Here is a 19,009-nt window from a genome sequence, read left to right on the forward strand (position 1 = left end):
TATGCAAATAATAGGTTCATTTAACTGTCCTGGTGATAATGGCTTGCTTGCCAGTTGCCGACAATAATGCTCTGTTCTTCCTCATCCAGCAGGACGCAGCTGTTATCCACCAACGTCAACCACTCGCCCTTTGGCATCTGGATACGGAATACCAACGGGGGACGGGGCTGAGGGCTATCATTGAGGAGCCAATGGTCACGCAGCTTGCCTTGATCATGCGGATGAACCCATTGCATGACGTCATCCATGGTGTCTAGCTTGCTGGGAACCTGCTGCTCAAACAAACTACCGAGCTCATCTTCCCAGTGCAAAATCCCGGTCCGCGGATTGAGGCTATAAATCACCCCCTTGCCGGTTATCCGGCCGGTATCTGGGTTAAAACTGTTGGTCGAGTGCTTCAACACCCTGATAAACACGATCAACAACGCCGTCGCGGAAAGGTAGCTCAAGGCTAATAACAGAGACTCATTGAGATGTAAGCCCTTTAGAAAAAAGGGCCCATGCTGATGATTGGTATAGTAAATCACTCCCAACCCAAGAGTGATAAGCGCGAGAGAGCCCCCGCGATTTCCCCAGGCCACAGAAAGCATAATCGCCAGAATAATGGGGAGGCATGCCAAGGCAAAGTAAAGCGCAGCTGCATTGTGTTGCAACCAGAGAAGGGGGTAACCAAAGATAAACCAGATCGAAACACACAGCAGCAGCCAAAGTGCCCCACCCAGAAGGCCCGTTTGCAGATTGCAACTGGCAGGTTCCAAGCGCCGATTGACAAACCCCATAATAACGGTTGTGGCAAAGATAATGCCGGTAACATCAGCGATAAAGTTCTGCCAGAACAAGCTGAACAAAGGCTGCTGGTGGATTAGGGCATAACCCCCACCAATAATTAACGCATCCAGCCCGCTGAAGACCAAGGTTGCAGTGATACAGATTAAAATAGTATGGAGATCGTCATTAAGCCGTGCAAAGCGTCGAACGGCCCAGGCGACCGCTACGTTGGCTGGCATGGATAGCAGGGCATCGATCAGTGATATCAATGGTTTGTGCTGCCAGCCCTCCGTCAACAACAAGCTCGCCAACGTCAAAATGACGAACAGGGTTAAATAACTACGCCAGCGGGACAAAAGAAAGGCGGCAACCGCAACACCAGAGGGAAACCACACGATTGCGATCGGCGAGTTAGGGTCGTCAAATTTTAATGAGATCAATCCGGCGAGGTAATAGATTATCCCCCACAGCAGCAGGGTGAAAAGTTGTCGAACATACGATGGTACGTGGGGTGTCATTTTTTACTCACTGATATGCACGCAGGCATTTTGTGAAAAATATCACGTGTTGCCGTCAAGAAAAGCCTGATTAACTATAGGACATTCTACATCAGCATGATGTGAACGTACTATTTCAAACTCATCGGAGATCTATCCAAGTATATATTTCTTTGCGGATGAATAGTGAAGGAGTAACGTTGCTACAGGATTTAGCAAAACACCGTTGAAAGGGAAAATCATGTCTTCGAGTATCACCATCGAGCAGTTGAAACAGCAAGGCCGCTACCCGGAAGCCACTGAGCTGGCCCAACAGATGCTGCAACAGGCACCGTTGGATGGCTCGCTGCATTACCAGCTGGCGTGCCTTTATGATGTGCAGGGCTTTGAGCAGCAGGCGATCCCCTGCTATCTCGCCGCCTTGCAGCACGGCCTGCCTGCACAGTTACGCCAGGAAGCCTGGTTGGGTCTGGGTAGCACCTATCGCGCATTGGGGGAATATCAGAAATCGCTAGCCGCTTTCGACGACGGGCTAAACGAGTTCCCGCAGGCCAAAGAGATCACGCTCTTCCGCGCCATGACGCTCTACAATCTGGGGGAAACCAAACAGGCGGTGGCGGATCTGCTGATCCTGTTGGCTGAGACCTCTGCGCATACGGAAATCAGCAGCTACCAGCGTGCTATCCAGCAATATGCTGCGGATTTGGATCGTATTGGCTGAGGGGAAAATTATGGAGATCATCACCGATCCGCGTAAATGTCATATCGACTGGCAACAGTTAGGCGAGTTGCTGGCCGCTGCCGGGCTGGGTGAGCGTGATACGCAGGTCTTACAGAAGGTGTACCAAAATAGCCAATTCTGCTATTGGGGCTTTATTGAGGGAGAGCTGATGGCCACCGCTCACGCCATCAGTGACATGACCTCGGTAGCTTATCTGGCCGATGTCGCCATCCATCCGCACTTTCAAGGGCAAGGTTATGGTCAGCAGTTGATGGATCGCGTCATGCAAGATCTGGCCCCGTTAGGTAAAGTGTTTATTTATTCGGTGCCGGACAAATTGGCATTTTATAAGCGATATGGCTTCCACGATCTGACTACCGGTATGGTGTATGCCGATGGAAGCGCGCTGGAGCGGTTACAAAATAGCGGGTATATGCGTTGAACATCAAACAGCTAAATAGTGACTCCTAATAAGCCTGGCGTATGGATAGCATGAGTAACGATATTAAACACCACCCTCAAATCGATAGCATGAAAATGACTGAGCATAAGGATCACGCGATGAAGTTTTTCATTCTGCTACCATTGGTAATATTAAGCATTACTAATGCAGTGCCTCCTCCATCCCACCTGAAGTGAAAGGTTCGCAATGGCAATACGTCGATGGGATTCCGATCGTAGCCTTGTTTTGATGGACGCCAAGAGAATAGCAAAAAGTACCGGCACTAGCGGAACCTATATCTTGCGCACGGTAACGATAAAGCCATACTATCTGGATGATGGCCGAAACTACAGCGACTCGTTAGAGCAATACCAGATAGAATGTCAGAGAAAAACTATCAACTTACTTTCTTACAGCTTATATCAGTTTCAATGCCTAGCTCACATTGACGTTTAGCATTTTCTCCTTAATGAAAAACCACATCGATTTAATATAGAACCTCATTGGTGTTATATAATATGATGGAATGATTAACATAAGAAACATGAAAATAATAATCCCTAATGCTGGGGCACCATTTTTAAGCGTGGTACCAATCGTGAAGATTGTTAATATCACAGTTAAAGTAACGCTCGTCCTGAATGTCCTTTTCCCTACATCCCTTACCGAATAGATAAAATCAAGGTTGAAGATTTTAGCATTGGCTTTTGCCTGCTTGATTTCATGCCGGGTAAAACCTGACTCCAGCAGCAATCTACTCGTCGTTTTAGTTTTTCTACTAATAGATTTCATTTCTAATACAGCTTTGGTTAATTAATGAATTAAAATAAATTATAAGCTTATTTATGTAAAGTTTAGTGCTAAATCTTTATGGTGTAGCTGTACTGGCGAGGCCTCAAAGACAGATTTATCGCTCTGAGATCCTACACTAAATAACTTCCCCCATACCACTGAAGCCTGAGGCAATACTGTTATAAACGATAACTCCCCCACCCAATCAATACACCCCATGAATGTATTCGCGCCAATTTAATTGCGCGACGAATACATAGCATGCTTTAGATACTGGATTTAAAATCAGATCCTATGTATTATAAATTTTTCTATACTTAATGTAAGGGATTTACATGGCTAATATAATTTACGGAACCATCCAGGGTGACAAGCAAGGGCTGATCTCTGCGGGGTGCTCAACTCCGGATTCAATAGGCAATAAGTATCAAAAAGGACATGAAGATCAGATCTTCATCCTCGAATTGCTCAATCTTATGACCCGTGAGAGTAACGTGCAACTCCACCCGTTGCAAATCAGAAAACCCATAGATAAAGCCACTCCACTCCTAGCCTTGGCAATGAACCAGAATGAACGTTTAACCTGTGAGTTTGTCTTTTACAGAATGAATGCATCTGGTGGGCTGGAAATTTTCTTTAAGATAAAACTAACGGGAGCGACGTTAACTGAAATCAGAATGTTTAGCCCTAACTCATTAACGCATAATGAGGTTCAATCTGATGAAAGTATTTCCATCAAATATGAATCTATCACTTGGGAACATGTTATGGCAGGAACAAGTGCTTATAGTATCTGGGATGATAGGGTGTATTAATTATGGGTACGACTGCAATAGCTCATTTAAAGTATGACTTAGATAGACATGCTGTGGACCTAAGACGTATTGCTACTTTAGCCTCTGCTTACTTTATGCCCGACTATCAGACAAGAAGAGAATACCTCAGGGAAGTTGAGGAGTTTATAAATAACATCAATCGTAGATTTAAGAATACATTTGATATCAATGAACGCATGAGATTAATTTATGAAATGCGTGCTGAAAGTGAGTTGGCCAGTCAAGAATATCAGATTTTAAGACAAGGTAATTATACAAAATACCTCATTACTGACATATACGAAGATCAGGGAGTTATCAAATATGCGAAAATAGGTTGGGGAGTCGCCACCGGTACTGGTCAAGCTGTGGGTGGTGCATTGATGGCCAATCTTGGTCGCAAGCTTCATTCAAGAAAACTGAAAGGCTATGGTGTTATATTATTTGCTCATGGTCTTAACAACGCATATGAGTCAATATCCCCTATCATATATGAACATGAGCATAAAGACTCTGGTTTTCTCAGAGATATCTATAGAAATGGAGCCGGATTAGTCGGTTTGAACCAAAAATATGGTGACTTAGCTTATAGTGCAGTTGATTTCACTATCACTGCATATGCAGGGTATCGCGGCTTAGTTTTGAAGAACCATGGTGATAGACTCGCAACAAGTGCGTTGTTTGAAAAGCCTGGTACCGGCATGATGTTCAGAAATCTCAAACCTGATTATAGACCCAAGTGGGATGGTAAAGGTACTCCAATGAGAATTGTCATGGTAGGTACATCCGTTGTTAAAGCAAAGATTCTATTTTTTGATGGTACATACGAACTGAATGATGAATAATAACAAAATTCATTTATCAACGTATTCTACTTTTGGCGGTGACACTCGATATAAGAACATACGGAATCGAAGTCTAATCAATTTTGCTGTTAGCAAGAGACTTAGCTTCATTCCTCTGCTATTAATCCAGATATAAAACAAAATAAAAATAACGAACAATACTAAATAGAAGATAGCCTGCTTTATATCATCACTAAAGAAGTAAGCTCCAAACATCATCACAAAAAAAACAGAGGAAAGAAATATCATATTTCCACCGCATAGCTCTGAAACTAGCAGAATGTAGTTTTTTAATGATTCATCATCAGTTGTTTTTACTCCTTTCCCATAGGTTTCATTCTTTTTATCCCTATACTGATTTTTTAATTTTAGTAGCTCTTGGTAAGTGAATCCATTCTTCAAAATTAATTCATTGATTTTCATAGTATTATTGCTATCTTATTGTGACTGGCATTCTATTATTCTAACTTAATTGATTGCTATATAACAAGCAAAACCTAAAGTTTCAATTATGTTTTTTTAGAAATAAGCATTCATCATAATAGTCATTTATGTACAATAACCACATAGTATCAGTATAAAAACCTGTACCATACTGTAACTTTAGCTAACTGCGATACAGGTCGAACAATTCAGTAATAAGTACTGAGTGGAGCTTTACCTTTCACTCTAACAAACGAGTAAAAACTTGCCTAAACCAGACGTATTCTGTATGTATTGGCCTTTAAATACAAACCTCTCTCTGTCAATGATGAGCACATCGTTGTCTGGATCTATACCCCGTTTTCCCGCATTATCTGTGCTATCACCGTGCGGTATAAGTTAGTGATCTACTCTTGTGCCACTCAGTACAGATTTTGACGATTAAAAGGTAGCTTTTACGCCATGACAGACAAACCGCAGCACACCTCGCTGACCATGTTCGGCATCAAAAATTGTGACACCATCAAAAAAGCCCGCCGCTGGCTGGAAGAACAGGGAGTGGCTTACCAATTCCACGACTACCGCGCAGACGGCTTGGACGAGCAGCTGTTGCGTGATTTTGTCGCGCGCCTGGGCTGGGAACCATTGTTGAATACCCGTGGAACCACCTGGCGTAAACTGGATGAAGCCCAGCGCAATGCCTGCGACAATGCCGATGCCGCCATCGCCCTGATGCTGGAGCAACCGGCCATGATCAAACGCCCCTTGCTGGACGATGGTAAAGGACATGCCCTGCTAGGCTTCAGCAGCGAAAGCTATCAGCAATTTATTACCGAGGTTAACTCATGATCTGCCCTGTTATCGAACTGGCGCAACAGCTTATCAAGCGCCCTTCCCTCAGCCCGCATGACGAAGGCTGTCAGGAGCTGATGATCGCCCGCCTGAAAGCGATCGGCTTTACCGTCGAACCGATGAACTTTGGCGATACGCAAAACTTTTGGGCCTGGCGCGGCCAGGGCAGCACGCTGGCATTTGCTGGCCACACCGATGTGGTGCCAACCGGCGACGAGAAAAATTGGGATAACCCGCCGTTTGAGCCTGTCATCCGCGACGGCATGCTTTATGGTCGCGGAGCCGCCGATATGAAAGGTTCCCTGGCCGCCATGGTGGTGGCCGCAGAACGCTTCGTTGCCGCCAACCCCAACCATCAGGGCCGCCTGGCGTTTCTGATCACCTCAGACGAAGAGGCCAGCGCCACTCATGGCACCGTGAAGGTGGTCGAAGCCCTGATGGCTCGCAATGAACGCCTTGATTATTGCCTGGTCGGCGAACCTTCAAGCACCGAGCGGGTCGGAGACGTGGTGAAAAATGGCCGCCGTGGCTCGATCACCGCCAATCTGCGTATCCATGGCGTTCAAGGGCACGTCGCCTATCCGCATCTGGCGGATAATCCGGTTCACCGGGCTATGCCTGCGTTAAACGAATTGGTCACCATTGAGTGGGATCAGGGTAACGAATTCTTCCCGCCAACCAGCATGCAGATTGCCAACGTGCAGGCTGGCACTGGCAGCAACAACGTGATCCCCGGTGAAATGTTCGTGCAGTTCAACTTCCGCTTCAGCACCGAACTGACCGACACCCTGATCAAGCAGCGGGTGCAGGAACTGCTGGATCGCCATAACTTGAATTACAGCATCGATTGGTGGCTGTCTGGCCAACCTTTCCTAACTTCACGCGGTGCCTTGGTAGATGCCGTAGTGAATGCGGTGGAACACTATGCCGAGCTCACTCCGCAATTGCTGACTACCGGCGGTACCTCTGATGGCCGCTTTATCGCCCAGATGGGAGCACAGGTGGTTGAGCTGGGGCCGGTCAACGCCACCATCCATAAAGTGAATGAATGCGTACATGCGGCCGATCTGCAGTTACTGAGCCGCATGTATCAGCGTATCATGGAGCAACTGGTCGCATGATCAGCGCAGAAATGCTCACCGGGCGCTCGACGGAGCATCTCGCCGTGCTGAGCGGTAATCATCGGCTGCAACCCGCTGCGGTGGTGGCCTTTCAGGCCATGCAACAGGCGGCTAAAGCGGCAGGCTTCGATCTGCAACCGGCCAGCACCTTTCGCGATTTCGACCGGCAACTGGCGATCTGGAATGGTAAGTTCTGCGGAGAGCGGCCAGTATTAGATCACAATAGCCAGCCGATGGATATCCAGCCATTGTCCACCGCCGAGCGTTGCGAAGCCATTTTGCGGTGGTCGGCCCTGCCGGGTGCCAGCCGTCATCACTGGGGCAGCGATCTGGATGTTTACGATCCGTCGCTGTTGCCAGTTGGGAAAAAGTTACAGTTGGAGCCGTGGGAATATGAAGCTGGTGGTTATTTCCATCCGCTAAATCTCTGGTTGACTGCACATATGGCCGAGTTTGGTTTCTATCGCCCGTTTACCGCCGATCAAGGTGGAGTGGCGATGGAACCCTGGCATTTAAGTTATCGCCCGTTGGCGCAGGAGGCCGAGCATTTACTGACGCCCAAGCTGCTGCTGGCGGCCTGGCGAGATAAGGACGTTGCTGGCGCATCTTGGCTCGCAAGCCATCTGCCCGCGATATTCTCGCGTTTTGTTCGCCCTGAAGGAAAGGTGTAAACATGCATTGGTTAGCTGACTACTGGTGGATAATCCTGGTGATATTGGCAGGCATTATCATTAGCGGGATCAAGGAGTTACGCCGCCTGGATCATCGAAAATTTCTGGCTAACAAGCCTGAATTGCCGCCCCACCGCGATAACAACGCCAAGTGGGACGACGAAGACGACTGGCCGAAAAAGCCATAACCTCAGGGCGCACATAGCGCCCTGCTGTTTATTTAAAGGCGATCAGATCGCCCCGTTTACCAAACATCGCCTCTTCCCAATAGCGCTGTGGCACGTAGTAATGCAAACGCTCCAGAGCAGCATTCATCATGCCCGAGCTGATTGCATGCCCGACGCCTGGCTCAATATCCAACGTCACGTCTGCGCCAACGGCCTGTAACTGAGCCTCAGCCGCTTGCGCATATTCCGCAGCAATAACGCCGTCCGTCTCACCATGGATCAGGTGTACCACGCTGTCACCAAAATCGGCTTGCGGTAACTGGGCAAAACGGCCGCTGAAGGCCACTACCCGCCCGGCCAGTTTGGCTTCGGCTTTCAACCCTTCCAGAGCCATAATCGAACCCTGCGAAAAACCAACCAGCGCGGTGCCCGCGTAGCTCACGCCGCTGTGTTGCTGCCAGTAGCGCACGGTTTCAACAAAGGTTGGCATCACTTCGGCAATACGCTGCGCGCGGTTGTCTTCGGTGATCCCCTGAACCGAGAACCATTGACGACCCTCACCGTTACCAAAAGCGAATGGGCCACCAATGCTCACCACCAAGGCCTGTGGGAAATCTTTGGCGAAGTAACTGCCAATCTCCCCCATCGCCACCGGGTTATCCCCCACGCCATGAAACAGCAATATCAGTTGCTCTGCCGGTGTTGCGGGGCTTTGGACAACAAAATGCGAGTGTTTCATAGTGGACTCCTCAGGTTAGATACATCCGGGACTGACCCGGCAACTGCCCCTTACTATACGCCGTGGAGAAATCAGGAAAATCGGGTTTTATTGAACAACTCTTTCCATTTATTGCAACGACTGCGCCCACTCCTGCCAGTAACGGCAATGTTGCGCATTAAGTTGTTGCAACGCCTGCCCAGCCTCTTGTCGCCAAAGCCGCAGCAAGGCTTTTTGGCCACTCAGGCTATATTGGGCAGCGCACTGGGCCATGGTTTGTTGTTGCTGCAAATGCGCGCGCAATGCCGCACAGGGCAGTGAGCTGGTCAACAGCAGACGTTGTAGCGCCCCCAGGCTGGCCTCCAAGGGCCGGTGGGCAAAGGCAAAACCGGCCAGCTCGCGCCAATCTTCTTCATTTAATAGCGGATCGGTATCATCGTCGAGCTCTAGCAACAGATCGCTACGTTGCCGCAACCAGCGCCAATCCCGTGCCAGATGCTTATGCGCCGCATGGCAAAGCGCCTCCCCTTGCTCGCTAATGGCCAGCAACGCCATGGCGCTATAACAGCCGCTGCTGGCGTCCGGTTTGTTGCCAATCCTCACCAGGGTGAAACCACAAGATTGCCAGAACCGCCACAGCGGCTCGGTATAGCCGAAGCTGACGGAAAGAAAATCCAACCCCTGCGAGACACGTTTTTGCTGTTCCACTAACCGGCTGGCGATCCCTTGCTGGCGTAACTCCGGCAACACGGCGATACGGGTAATGCGACGGGAACGCAGAGTGGGTGCCCACCATTGGCCGCTATGTGCCGCCAAAGATTGAGCGACCAGATTGCCACGTGGCCTTCTGCGCCCCGCCCACACCTCATGGGCCAGTTCAACCGATAAGCCGCCCTCATCCACCAGCCACAGTGCCCCGACCACCTCATCCTCCAGCGATGCCGCACTGAAGTGCATCCCGGGCGCATCCATCAGGCGGCGTAAATCCAGCGGAGAAGTTCGATAGTGTGCGCTACAGAGCAACGCATAGAAACGCCGTAACCGTTGAGGATCGGCACACAGTTCTGCCTGCTCAATAGCACCAAAAATGGGTGACTGCCCGGCCACTGCCCATACGGGTTCCTCGTTGAACAGCAAGGCATGATCGATAATCCGCTCCAGGGCATCGCCCGCTGCCCAACGCATCGGTTGCTGCAAGCTTAGCGGCTGCCACTGTGGCAAGGTGGCGCAGAACTTCAGTAAAAAACCGCGCCCCGTTCCTTCATATCCCTGCACCGTAGTTGTCAGCAATACGCGTGGGAAATAGTCCATTAACTGTTGCAGTAAAGGTCCTGGGATCGCTGCGGCCTCATCCACCAGCAGCCAGCCAACACCCTCTGCACCATGTTCAGCACAATGCTGTAGCAAAGCATCCGGTGCCCAAAACTGGGCCCGTCCTGCGGCCCACTCGCTGGCAACGTCGGTTGCAGCTCGGCTCGGGCCGGTGATCCAACAGGTTAACGGGCTGCTGGCCATCAACATACCTGCTACCGTCGATTTCCCCCGGCCACGTGCAGCGGTTAATACCCAGATCCCAGACTCGGCCGCCAACAAGCGGGCCAAAATGGCCTGCTGTTCCTCACTCGGATTACCCTGAGGAGCTAGCCAAACTGGCCGTGATGGCAAGGGAGCCAGGCACAAGGGTTCACCTTGCCGCCAGATAGACACTTCGCTATCGGCCAGCAATTGTTGTTGCAGATGGTGGATAAAATGGGGCGTAGCGATCGGCTGTGGGCAATCGCTCCAGCGCAGGCTGTCACTATCCGGCTGCTGCGGCCAGCTTTGCCAAGGTGGCACCAGCAACAGTAACCAGCTACCGGCTTGTAATGTCCCGCATAGCTGGGCCAGCGCTTCAACGTCCAACCCTACTGACGCATCAAACACCGCATGCAACCGCTCTTGCCCCAGCAAGGTTCTGACCGCGTGACTCGCCAACGCATCGATTCCTGCGGGCGCGTCATTACCGACCCAAGGCCAGTCACCCGGCAGCTGTGCCGCCAGTTGCTGCGCCTGATCCCGGCACCATTGCGATTCGCCGCTGATCACCAACAGTCGCCGAATACCCTGCTGCTGCATGCGTTGTTGCATTTTTTGTAACATGAATATTGAGGCCTGAAAGCAGAGTGCCGGGCTCTAGGCACCGGCACTGAGTAATATCAACGGGAGGCGAAGGTGTTGCAGGTGTTAGGGTCGCCGCTATCGAACCCTTGCTTGAACCAGGTATAACGCTGCTGCGAGGTGCCATGCGTAAAGCTGTCCGGCACCACTCGCCCCTGGCTTTGCTGCTGCAAACGGTCGTCACCAATCGCCTGTGCGGCATTCAGCGCAGCTTGCAGATCGCCCGCTTCCAGCATCTGCTGTTTCTCGGCGTAATGGCCCCAAACGCCAGCGAAGCAGTCGGCCTGAAGCTCCATTTTCACCGATAGGCGATTAACCTCTGCCTGGCTAGCGCCTTGCTGCATCTGGCGAACCTTGCGCTCAATCCCCAGTAGATTCTGCACGTGGTGGCCCACTTCATGCGCAACCACATAGGCCTGAGCAAAATCACCGCCCGCACCCAGCTTGGTTTTCATATCCTGGTAAAACGAGAGATCGATATAGACCGTATCGTCCGCCGGGCAATAGAATGGCCCCATTACCGATTGACCGGTGCCGCAGCCGGTTCGCGTCGCGCCCCGGTACATCACCAGCTTGGGATCCTGATAGTTTTTCCCCATCTGCTTGAAGATCCCCTGCCAGTTATCTTCGGTAGAGGCCAGCACCACCGAGGTAAACTTGGCCAGTTGATCGTCTTGCGGACTGATGCTGGCGCTTTGCTGTTGAGACTGTGGAGAGACATCTCCGCCATTCAGCAGCGGAGTCAGGTCTACCCCGTAGTAACCGGCAACCAGCACCACTACCAGAATGATCAGGCCACCTTTGCCGCCGATAGGTATCCGGGGACCACCACCACCGCCGCCCAGACCGGAAGACTGCCCACGGCGATCCTCGACATTGTCACTTTCTCGACGCCCTTGCCAACGCATAAATAAACTCCAGAGATGATTTTTAATAATCGTAGGAAACTTGCCCTGGTTACTATTATAAGGCGTTCGTGGCGGATGGAATGCAGTAATTTTCTGGAAAGTGGTGAATGAGGGATGAGAGGCTCGGTTCGATGCTTTGCCCCTTACTCTGCACTCTCCTACCGGGAAAGGGCTAGAGTGAGGGGCATTATTTAACGATTAGTCCAGCTTCACGCCGATACGGCGGGCGACTTCTTCGTAGGCTTCAATCAGGCCACCCAGGCTCTGGCGGAAGCGGTCCTTGTCCATCTTGGCCAGGGTATTCTTGTCCCACAGGCGGCTACCGTCCGGGGAGAATTCATCGCCCAGCACCACTTCGCCGTTGAACAGGCCGAACTCCAGCTTGAAATCGACCAGGATCAGGCCAGCATCGTCAAACAGCTTGCTCAGCACGTCGTTAGCCATGTAGCTAAGCTCGCGCATACGCGCCAGATGCTCTTTGCTCACCCAACCGAAGGTTTCGCAATAGGATTCGTTCACCATTGGGTCGTGCATCGCGTCGTTCTTCAGGAACAGATCAAACAGCGGTGGGTTCAACGGCAAGCCTTCTTCGATACCCAAGCGTTTGACCAAAGAGCCCGCAGCGCGGTTACGGATCACACACTCAACCGGTACCATCTCCAGCTTTTTCACCAGCACTTCGTTATCAGACAGCAGGCGTTCCATCTGCGTTGGGATACCGGCCTCTTCCAGCTTGCTCATAATGAAATGGTTGAACTTGTTGTTCACCATCCCTTTGCGATCGAACTGCTCAATGCGCTGACCATCCAGTGCTGACGTATCGTTACGGAATTCCAACACCAGCAGATCCGGGTTTTCGGTGGTGTAGACGGTTTTTGCCTTGCCGCGATACAGTTCAGCTAGCTTTTGCATCTTAACTTACTCCAATGAGATGGTACCTTCCGGCTGCCAGACAGCCTACTGGGCACAAAATTGACCTGATAAGTTCTTTGGTTTGCTGATAACTATTGTGCCAAATCTGCGACGCAAACGATACCGTATCAGCAAAACAAAAAGGGGCCGTAGCCCCTAGATGTATTTATTTAACGCTGGTTTTACTGAAAGCCGTCTGGAGCACCGCTACCAGCGCATCGTTCTGCGACTGGGTCAACGGCTTACCTTTGGAATCGATAAATTGCAAACTGGTACGGTTATTCAAATCACCGACCTGCAGTTTGTAATCACCCTCTTTCAGTTCAGGATCTTTCGCGCCCAACGCATCCCAATCACTGCTGCTCAGGGACTTGTAGGTTACGGCGACGCTACCCTGCGGACGGCTGCGGTCACCCACTTTCATCCCCAGTTTTTCCAGTGCCGGTGGCAAACGATCCCACACTACCGTGTACGGCGCACGTACGATCAGCGTCGGCAAACCGGTGTCATCCGCGCCGCTCTGCACGTCCAATACGCCAATACGGTTGGCGGACTGGCTGCTCGACAGGTTGTCCTGCTTGTCCAGGCCTTCAACGATGGTGTTCATCATCATACCGTTGTAGCGCTGAACTTCAGAAGGATCGGTAACCTTGTCGGTTTGCCCCTGCTGACGCAGTTCAAGGGTTTTCACCACCAACGCTTGCTGGTAACCCTGTTTCTGTACCGTGATCTGGTAGCGGCCTTCGTACTGGTTGTCTTCATCCAGACGGTTCCACTTCACCCAGTCGGTGGTCAGCGTTTGGCTGGCATCCGTACGTGAGGCGATCGGAATGTTTTTGCTCTGCAACAGGCTGGCTACGCGCGACCACAGGTTATCGTTCTGCGGGCTGCTTTCCAGCAGCAGCGTGCCGCTGTCACCCGCATATTGACCACGGGAACCGCTCAACAGTGCCAGCGGTTGTACCGGTGGCCGGATATCCAGTTGCTTGCCAACAGCGCCTTTCTGCGCGTTTGCCGGCACTTCATAATTACCGGTTTGTACCGGCAGGATCAGGCCGGACGGCGCACTCAGCGGTTTGAGCGGTGCGGCGTCAAGATAGGCCTCATCGCCGCTAACCTGGCGTTTGTAGCGCTGATCGGTAGAACAAGCCGCCAGCGTCATCACCAGCGCTAATCCCACGACCGTTGCTAGCGTCGACTTTTGCAATGAATAAGCCATCAAATCTCCCTAAGAGTTACAGCAAACCGGCGCTTTTCAACGCACGCTCCACGACAGGACGGGCAGCGTCGGTCAACGGCGTCATAGGCAGACGCATCGTATCGGTTGCCATCAATCCCAATGCCTTACAGGCCCATTTCACCGGAATTGGGTTTGCTTCTACGAACAAATCCTGATGCAAAGGCATCAAGCGCTGATTCAAACGGCGGGCTTCGGCAAAATTGCCTTGCGCCGCCAGGCGGCAAAGTTCGACCATTTCACGCGCTGCCACGTTGGCCGTCACGGAAATCACCCCTTTGCCACCCAGTTGCATGAAGTCCAGACCGCTGGCGTCGTCGCCGCTCAGCAAAATGAAGTCTTCATCATCAACCAGCACTTGGATCTGACTAACACGACTTAAGTTCCCTGTTGCCTCTTTAACGGCAACAATATTCTTAATTTTGGCCAAACGAGCGATCGTTGGCGGCAGCATGTCACAACCGGTGCGTGAAGGCACGTTATAGAGGATCTGCGGCAGATCGGTGCTTTCGGCAATGGCTTTGAAATGCTGGTACAGGCCTTCCTGGGTCGGTCTGTTGTAGTAAGGCGTGACCGACAGACAGCCCACGACACCGGTATTGCTGAAACGCTGCGTCAGTGAGATAGCCTCGCTGGTAGCGTTGGCACCGGTGCCGGCAATCACCGGAATACGGCCTGCGGCCAGTTCCAGCGTCTGCAAGACCACGTCCACATGTTCGTCATGGGGCAGCGTGGCGGACTCGCCGGTAGTTCCTACGGAAACGATCGCCGCAGTCCCACTGGCTACATGATAATCAATCAGTTTTTTTAGGCTCGCACGATCGACAGCACCTTTGGTGTCCATCGGCGTAACCAGTGCAACAATACTTCCCGTAAACATTGGCCGTCCCCTTCACAAACAAGTTACCCATGGTACTTTTGTCACCTATCCAAAAGCAAGCAAACAACGTGTCTAAGCGCTTGGCAGGCGGTTTTTTTTGTGTTTACCATGGTAACCCCATTCAGTACGACAGGAAGCTGCATTTTGCCTAAGCCTGATGAACACTATCTGGTGATCACCGCACTGGGCGCCGATCGCCCCGGTATCGTCAACGCCATCACCCGCCACGTCAGTAGCTGCGGGTGCAATATCGAAGATAGCCGTCTGGCCATGCTGGGTGAAGAATTCACCTTCATCATGCTGCTTTCAGGTAGCTGGAACGCGATTACCCTGATCGAATCCACTTTGCCGCAAAAAGGCGCCGAGCTGGATTTACTGATCGTGATGAAACGCACAAACTCGCAAGAAAGACCGCCAATGCCAGCTACAGTTTGGGTACAGGTTGAGGTAAAAGACTCCCCGCATATCATCGAGCGGTTTACCGGCCTGTTTGATTCGAGCCAGATGAACATTGCCGAGCTGGTGTCACGGACTCAGCCAGCAAAAGGTGAGCAGCCCTCGCAGCTCTATATTCAGATCACCGCCCACAGTTCCGGTGGCCAGGATGCAACAAATATTGAACAAGCCTTTTATCGCCTATGTACAGAATTGAATGCGCAAGGCAGTATTAGCGTGGTGAACTATCCACAGCATGATGAGAGAGATGGAGAGTAGTTATGAGCCCATTGAAAGCCGGTGATACAGCGCCGAAATTTAGTTTACTCGACCAGGATGGCGAGGAAATTAATTTGGCCGACTTCCAGGGACAACGAGTACTGGTTTACTTTTATCCCAAAGCCATGACACCAGGTTGCACCGTGCAAGCCTGTGGGTTACGGGATAACATGGATGAATTGAAAAAGGCGGGCGTCGAAGTGCTGGGCATCAGCACCGATAAACCCGAAAAGCTCTCGCGTTTTGTTGAGAAAGAACTGCTCAATTTCACGCTGCTATCCGACGAAGATCATCAGGTAGCTCAGCAGTTTGGCGTTTGGGGCGAGAAAACCTTCATGGGCAAAACCTATGACGGTATTCACCGTATCAGTTTCCTGATCGGCACCGACGGCAAGGTTGAAAAAGTGTTCGATGATTTCAAGACCACCAATCACCACGAAATCGTTCTGAACTACCTGCAGCAGTAAAGGGTAAAGCGCAGCAGCATCGGTTGCTGCGCTTTATTTTTCTCACTTCACCTCATCACCCACATCCACCAGCATGTCATCCGGCCAGGCGTGGATCACGGCTTTCACCAGCGTCGCCAACGGGATGGCGAAGAATACGCCCCAGAACCCCCACAGACCGCCGAAGATAATCACCGAGAGAATGATCACCAGCGGATGCAGGTTGACCGCCTCGGAGAACAGGATCGGCACCAGCAGGTTGCCATCCAACCCCTGCACCACCAGATAAGCGATAATCAGCGTCCAGAAGTCGGCACCAATGCCCCACTGGAACATGGCCACCACCACCACCGGGATCGTCACCAGCACCGCGCCGATGTATGGGATCAGCACCGAGAGGCCGACCAACACCGCCAAGAGCAGGGAATAACGCATATCCAGGATGAAGAACACCAGATAGGTCGCCACCCCGACGATCACCATCTCCAACACCTTGCCGCGAATATAGTTGGTGATCTGCTGGTTCATCTCGATCCATACCTGCCCTGCCAACCCACGGTTGCGCGGCAGCACGCGGCGTACCGCATTGATCATCTGCTCTTTGTCCTTCAGCAGGAAGAACGCCATCAAAGGGACCAGGATCAGATAGATGGCCAGAGTCAGCAGCCCAACCAGTGAGGCCAGCGAGAATTTCACCACCGATTCTCCCATGCCCGACAGGCGTTCACGCAGGTTCTGCGCCATCATATCAATGATGCCCGCATCCACCAGCGCCGGGTAGCGTGTCGGCAAGGTCGCCGCATAGTTGTAGAACTGATTGAGCATGCCCGGTAAATCGGTCATCAGGTTGATGCCCTGCTGCCAGGCGGTTGGCGCGACCACGAAGACCAACAGCATGGCAATACCGCCAAACACGATCAGCATGATACTTGCCGCCCAGGTACGCGAGCATCCCAGGCGCTGAAGGCGCGCGGTAGGCCATTCCAGCAGGTAAGCAAGCACCAACGCAACCAGCAAGGGGGTCAAGATACCGTGCAAAAAATAAAGGATGCAGAACCCGGCAACCAGGATCACCAGCAACGCAATAGCCTGCGGATCGGTGAAACGACGTCGGTACCACTGTAATAACAACTCCAACATCAGAGATTGCTCCTTATGCCATCAATGGGGGGGTGAGGCTCGCTAATCCCTGTGCGGCCGAGCGGGTATGACATGATTTTTAAATAATTTTAGCCCGGTTATCACCGCGCAGGCGTTTCAATGTGGGTTGTGGCTGGCTATGATGTGATAGCGTTTTTGCCGCTTAAGCGCACAACCCCTGAAAATGTATTTTTGTGAGCCAACGCACTTTCGCGATGATTGTACTGGAGAGTCTGGCATGGAAGAAGAACTCTTATCTGATGCTGGCGTCTTAGTTGATGACTTTATTGAGGGAATGACCTGACTATGACCATCCGGTTGACTAAAACAGCGCTAACAGTCCTGCTGCTCGGCTCGCTTTGCACCTCTGCGTTGGCGCCGGTTAACGCCCAAACGCAAGACCAACTGCCGGATATGGGGACTTCCGCAGGGGGGACGTTGAGCATCGGCCAGGAACTGACCATGGGTGATTTTTACGTGCGGCAGCTACGCGCTAGCGCCCCGTTGATCAACGATCCGCTATTGACCCAGTATATCAACCAGTTGGGTAACCGGCTGGTCGCCAGCGCCTATTCGGTACGCACCCCGTTCCACTTCTTTCTAGTCCGTAACGACGAGATCAACGCCTTTGCCTTCTTCGGCGGCAACGTGGTGCTGCACTCGGCCCTGTTCCGTGAAACCGACAACGAGAGCCAACTGGCCTCGGTCCTGGCGCACGAAATCTCACACGTGACCCAGCGCCACCTGGCCCGCGCAATGGAAGACCAGCAACGCAACGCGCCACTGACCTGGGTGGGCGCACTGGGCTCTATCCTGCTGGCAATGGCCAACCCAACCATGGGCATGGCGGCGCTGAGCGGTACGCTGGCGGGAACGCAGCAGGGGATGATCAGCTTTACCCAAGCAAACGAACAAGAGGCCGACCGTATCGGTATTCAGGTATTGCAGCGCGCCGGGTTCGATCCCGAAGCGATGCCAGACTTCTTGCAAAGGCTGGCCGATCAGTCCCGCTATGCCTCAAAACCCCCGGAAATGCTGCTGACGCACCCGTTGCCAGACAGCCGGCTTTCGGACGCCCGCAACCGCGCCAACCAAATGCCACGCCATCTGGTGCAATCCAGCCAGGACTATCTGCTAGCGCGGGTACGTACGCTGGGCATGTACAGCTCGGAAGGCTATGGTCTGAGCGAAGACCTGCTGGACACTTACAGCAAAGGCAACATTCGCGAGCAAATAGCCGCCAAATATGGCCGGGCGATCCTGTTCTATGAAGCCAAGAAATACGACGAAGCGCGCAATCTTATTCAGCCGCTGCTGGCAAAGGATCCGAAAAACGTCTGGATGCTGGATCTGCTGACCGACATCGATCTGGGTCAGAATAAGGCCGCTCAGGCCATTGCTCGCCTTGAGGCGGTCAACGCGGCGCAAAGCAATAACCCGGTGTTGCTGCTCAACCTGGCGAACGCCTACGTTGAGGGCAATCAACCCGCTCAAGCGTCAAAAATTCTCAACCGTTATACCTTTGCCCATCCGGACGATCCGAACGGCTGGGATCTGTTGGCTCAGGCCAGTGCCGCCCAGGGCCTACGTGATGAAGAACTCTCCGCTCGGGCAGAAAGCATGGCGCTGGCTGGCCGTCTGGATCAGGCGATAGGCTTGCTCAGTAACGCCAGCTCATTGCAAAAGCTGGGCAGCCTGAAACAGGCTCGCTATGACGCGCGGATTGACCAACTGCGTCAGTTGCAAAAAACCTTCAGCAAGTTCCAACGCACTTGATTTGAAC

20 protein-coding genes are annotated in these 19,009 nt (G+C 51.9%); 11 read left to right on the forward strand and 9 right to left on the reverse strand.

The annotated features are described in order from the left end of the window. Window positions 1–20: 20 nt before the first annotated feature. The gene (locus A6U95_RS25485; protein WP_065686521.1) at window positions 21–1,286 is read right to left on the reverse strand and encodes an MASE1 domain-containing protein; all 1,266 of its coding nucleotides are present in this window, start codon (window positions 1,284–1,286) and stop codon (window positions 21–23) included. 220 nt (window positions 1,287–1,506) lie between these two features. Here A6U95_RS25485 and A6U95_RS25490 point away from each other — a divergent pair, with 220 nt between their 5' ends. The 4 genes from A6U95_RS25490 (at window position 1,507) to A6U95_RS25510 (ending at window position 4,880) form a co-directional block, all read left to right on the forward strand. Continuing rightward, complete coding sequence (locus A6U95_RS25490) at window positions 1,507–1,986, forward strand: tetratricopeptide repeat protein (RefSeq protein WP_065686522.1); 480 nt, start codon at window positions 1,507–1,509, stop codon at window positions 1,984–1,986. A gap of 10 nt (window positions 1,987–1,996) precedes the next feature. Continuing rightward, window positions 1,997–2,428 (forward strand): GNAT family N-acetyltransferase, encoded by a 432-nt coding sequence (locus A6U95_RS25495; RefSeq protein WP_065686695.1) that lies wholly within the window; start codon window positions 1,997–1,999, stop codon window positions 2,426–2,428. Between the two features lie 1,127 nt (window positions 2,429–3,555). Next, entirely contained in the window at window positions 3,556–4,035 is a 480-nt protein-coding gene (locus tag A6U95_RS25505) for an Hcp family type VI secretion system effector (protein ID WP_024484521.1), read from the forward strand. Window positions 4,036–4,037: 2 nt separating this feature from the next. Then, window positions 4,038–4,880, forward strand: coding sequence for a DUF4225 domain-containing protein (locus A6U95_RS25510; protein WP_065686524.1), 843 nt, complete (start codon window positions 4,038–4,040; stop codon window positions 4,878–4,880). 9 nt (window positions 4,881–4,889) lie between these two features. Here the strand turns inward: A6U95_RS25510 and A6U95_RS25515 are convergent, their stop codons facing one another. After that, window positions 4,890–5,303, reverse strand: a complete 414-nt coding sequence (locus A6U95_RS25515; RefSeq protein WP_024527075.1) for a hypothetical protein — start codon at window positions 5,301–5,303, stop codon at window positions 4,890–4,892. A 462-nt stretch (window positions 5,304–5,765) separates the two neighbouring features. On the opposite strand from A6U95_RS25515, the gene A6U95_RS25520 reads away from it, so the two are divergent. Genes A6U95_RS25520 through A6U95_RS25535 form a run of 4 tightly spaced genes read left to right on the forward strand, consistent with a single transcriptional unit; the run spans window position 5,766 to window position 8,135 of the window. Continuing rightward, entirely contained in the window at window positions 5,766–6,152 is a 387-nt protein-coding gene (locus tag A6U95_RS25520; protein WP_024484524.1) for an ArsC family reductase, read from the forward strand. Next, window positions 6,149–7,276, forward strand: a complete 1,128-nt coding sequence (gene dapE, locus A6U95_RS25525) for a succinyl-diaminopimelate desuccinylase (RefSeq protein ID WP_065686525.1) — start codon at window positions 6,149–6,151, stop codon at window positions 7,274–7,276. Before A6U95_RS25520 ends, dapE begins: the two co-directional genes overlap by 4 nt. Next, window positions 7,273–7,947, forward strand: coding sequence for a M15 family metallopeptidase (locus tag A6U95_RS25530; protein ID WP_065686526.1), 675 nt, complete (start codon window positions 7,273–7,275; stop codon window positions 7,945–7,947). Before dapE ends, A6U95_RS25530 begins: the two co-directional genes overlap by 4 nt. A 2-nt stretch (window positions 7,948–7,949) precedes the next feature. Continuing rightward, window positions 7,950–8,135, forward strand: a complete 186-nt coding sequence (locus A6U95_RS25535) for a YpfN family protein (RefSeq protein WP_021178743.1) — start codon at window positions 7,950–7,952, stop codon at window positions 8,133–8,135. A gap of 28 nt (window positions 8,136–8,163) precedes the next feature. Here the strand turns inward: A6U95_RS25535 and ypfH are convergent, their stop codons facing one another. The 6 genes from ypfH to dapA form a co-directional block, all read right to left on the reverse strand. After that, complete coding sequence (gene ypfH / locus A6U95_RS25540; protein WP_065686527.1) at window positions 8,164–8,853, reverse strand: esterase; 690 nt, start codon at window positions 8,851–8,853, stop codon at window positions 8,164–8,166. Between the two features lie 108 nt (window positions 8,854–8,961). Further along, window positions 8,962–10,971, reverse strand: a complete 2,010-nt coding sequence (locus A6U95_RS25545; protein ID WP_065686528.1) for a GNAT family N-acetyltransferase — start codon at window positions 10,969–10,971, stop codon at window positions 8,962–8,964. Window positions 10,972–11,027: 56 nt separating this feature from the next. Next, window positions 11,028–11,897 (reverse strand): neutral zinc metallopeptidase, encoded by an 870-nt coding sequence (locus A6U95_RS25550; protein WP_046807978.1) that lies wholly within the window; start codon window positions 11,895–11,897, stop codon window positions 11,028–11,030. Between the two features lie 198 nt (window positions 11,898–12,095). Beyond that, window positions 12,096–12,809 carry a phosphoribosylaminoimidazolesuccinocarboxamide synthase gene (purC, locus tag A6U95_RS25555; protein WP_021178747.1) on the reverse strand — a complete coding sequence of 238 codons (714 nt, stop codon included), beginning with the start codon at window positions 12,807–12,809 and terminating at the stop codon, window positions 12,096–12,098. Between the two features lie 166 nt (window positions 12,810–12,975). After that, on the reverse strand, window positions 12,976–14,028 hold the full coding sequence (gene bamC, locus A6U95_RS25560; protein ID WP_065686529.1) for an outer membrane protein assembly factor BamC: 1,053 nt from the start codon (window positions 14,026–14,028) through the stop codon (window positions 12,976–12,978). A gap of 16 nt (window positions 14,029–14,044) precedes the next feature. Continuing rightward, window positions 14,045–14,926, reverse strand: coding sequence for a 4-hydroxy-tetrahydrodipicolinate synthase (gene dapA, locus A6U95_RS25565; protein ID WP_021807111.1), 882 nt, complete (start codon window positions 14,924–14,926; stop codon window positions 14,045–14,047). Window positions 14,927–15,034: 108 nt separating this feature from the next. Between dapA and A6U95_RS25570 the strand changes: the two genes are divergently transcribed. After that, a complete protein-coding gene (locus A6U95_RS25570) occupies window positions 15,035–15,640 on the forward strand; it encodes a glycine cleavage system transcriptional repressor (protein ID WP_071784392.1) in 606 nt (201 codons plus the stop codon). A gap of 2 nt (window positions 15,641–15,642) precedes the next feature. Further along, on the forward strand, window positions 15,643–16,107 hold the full coding sequence (bcp, locus tag A6U95_RS25575) for a thioredoxin-dependent thiol peroxidase (RefSeq protein WP_021178751.1): 465 nt from the start codon (window positions 15,643–15,645) through the stop codon (window positions 16,105–16,107). A gap of 42 nt (window positions 16,108–16,149) precedes the next feature. Here bcp and A6U95_RS25580 read toward each other — a convergent pair whose 3' ends face one another. Next, on the reverse strand, window positions 16,150–17,226 hold the full coding sequence (locus A6U95_RS25580; protein ID WP_065686530.1) for an AI-2E family transporter: 1,077 nt from the start codon (window positions 17,224–17,226) through the stop codon (window positions 16,150–16,152). Window positions 17,227–17,532: 306 nt separating this feature from the next. Between A6U95_RS25580 and A6U95_RS25585 the strand changes: the two genes are divergently transcribed. Further along, entirely contained in the window at window positions 17,533–19,002 is a 1,470-nt protein-coding gene (locus A6U95_RS25585; RefSeq protein WP_065686531.1) for a M48 family metallopeptidase, read from the forward strand. Window positions 19,003–19,009 lie beyond the last annotated feature (7 nt).

The organism is Serratia sp. 14-2641 (genome assembly GCF_001692375.1).
Classification (GTDB): Bacteria; Pseudomonadota; Gammaproteobacteria; order Enterobacterales; family Enterobacteriaceae; genus Chania; species Chania fonticola_C.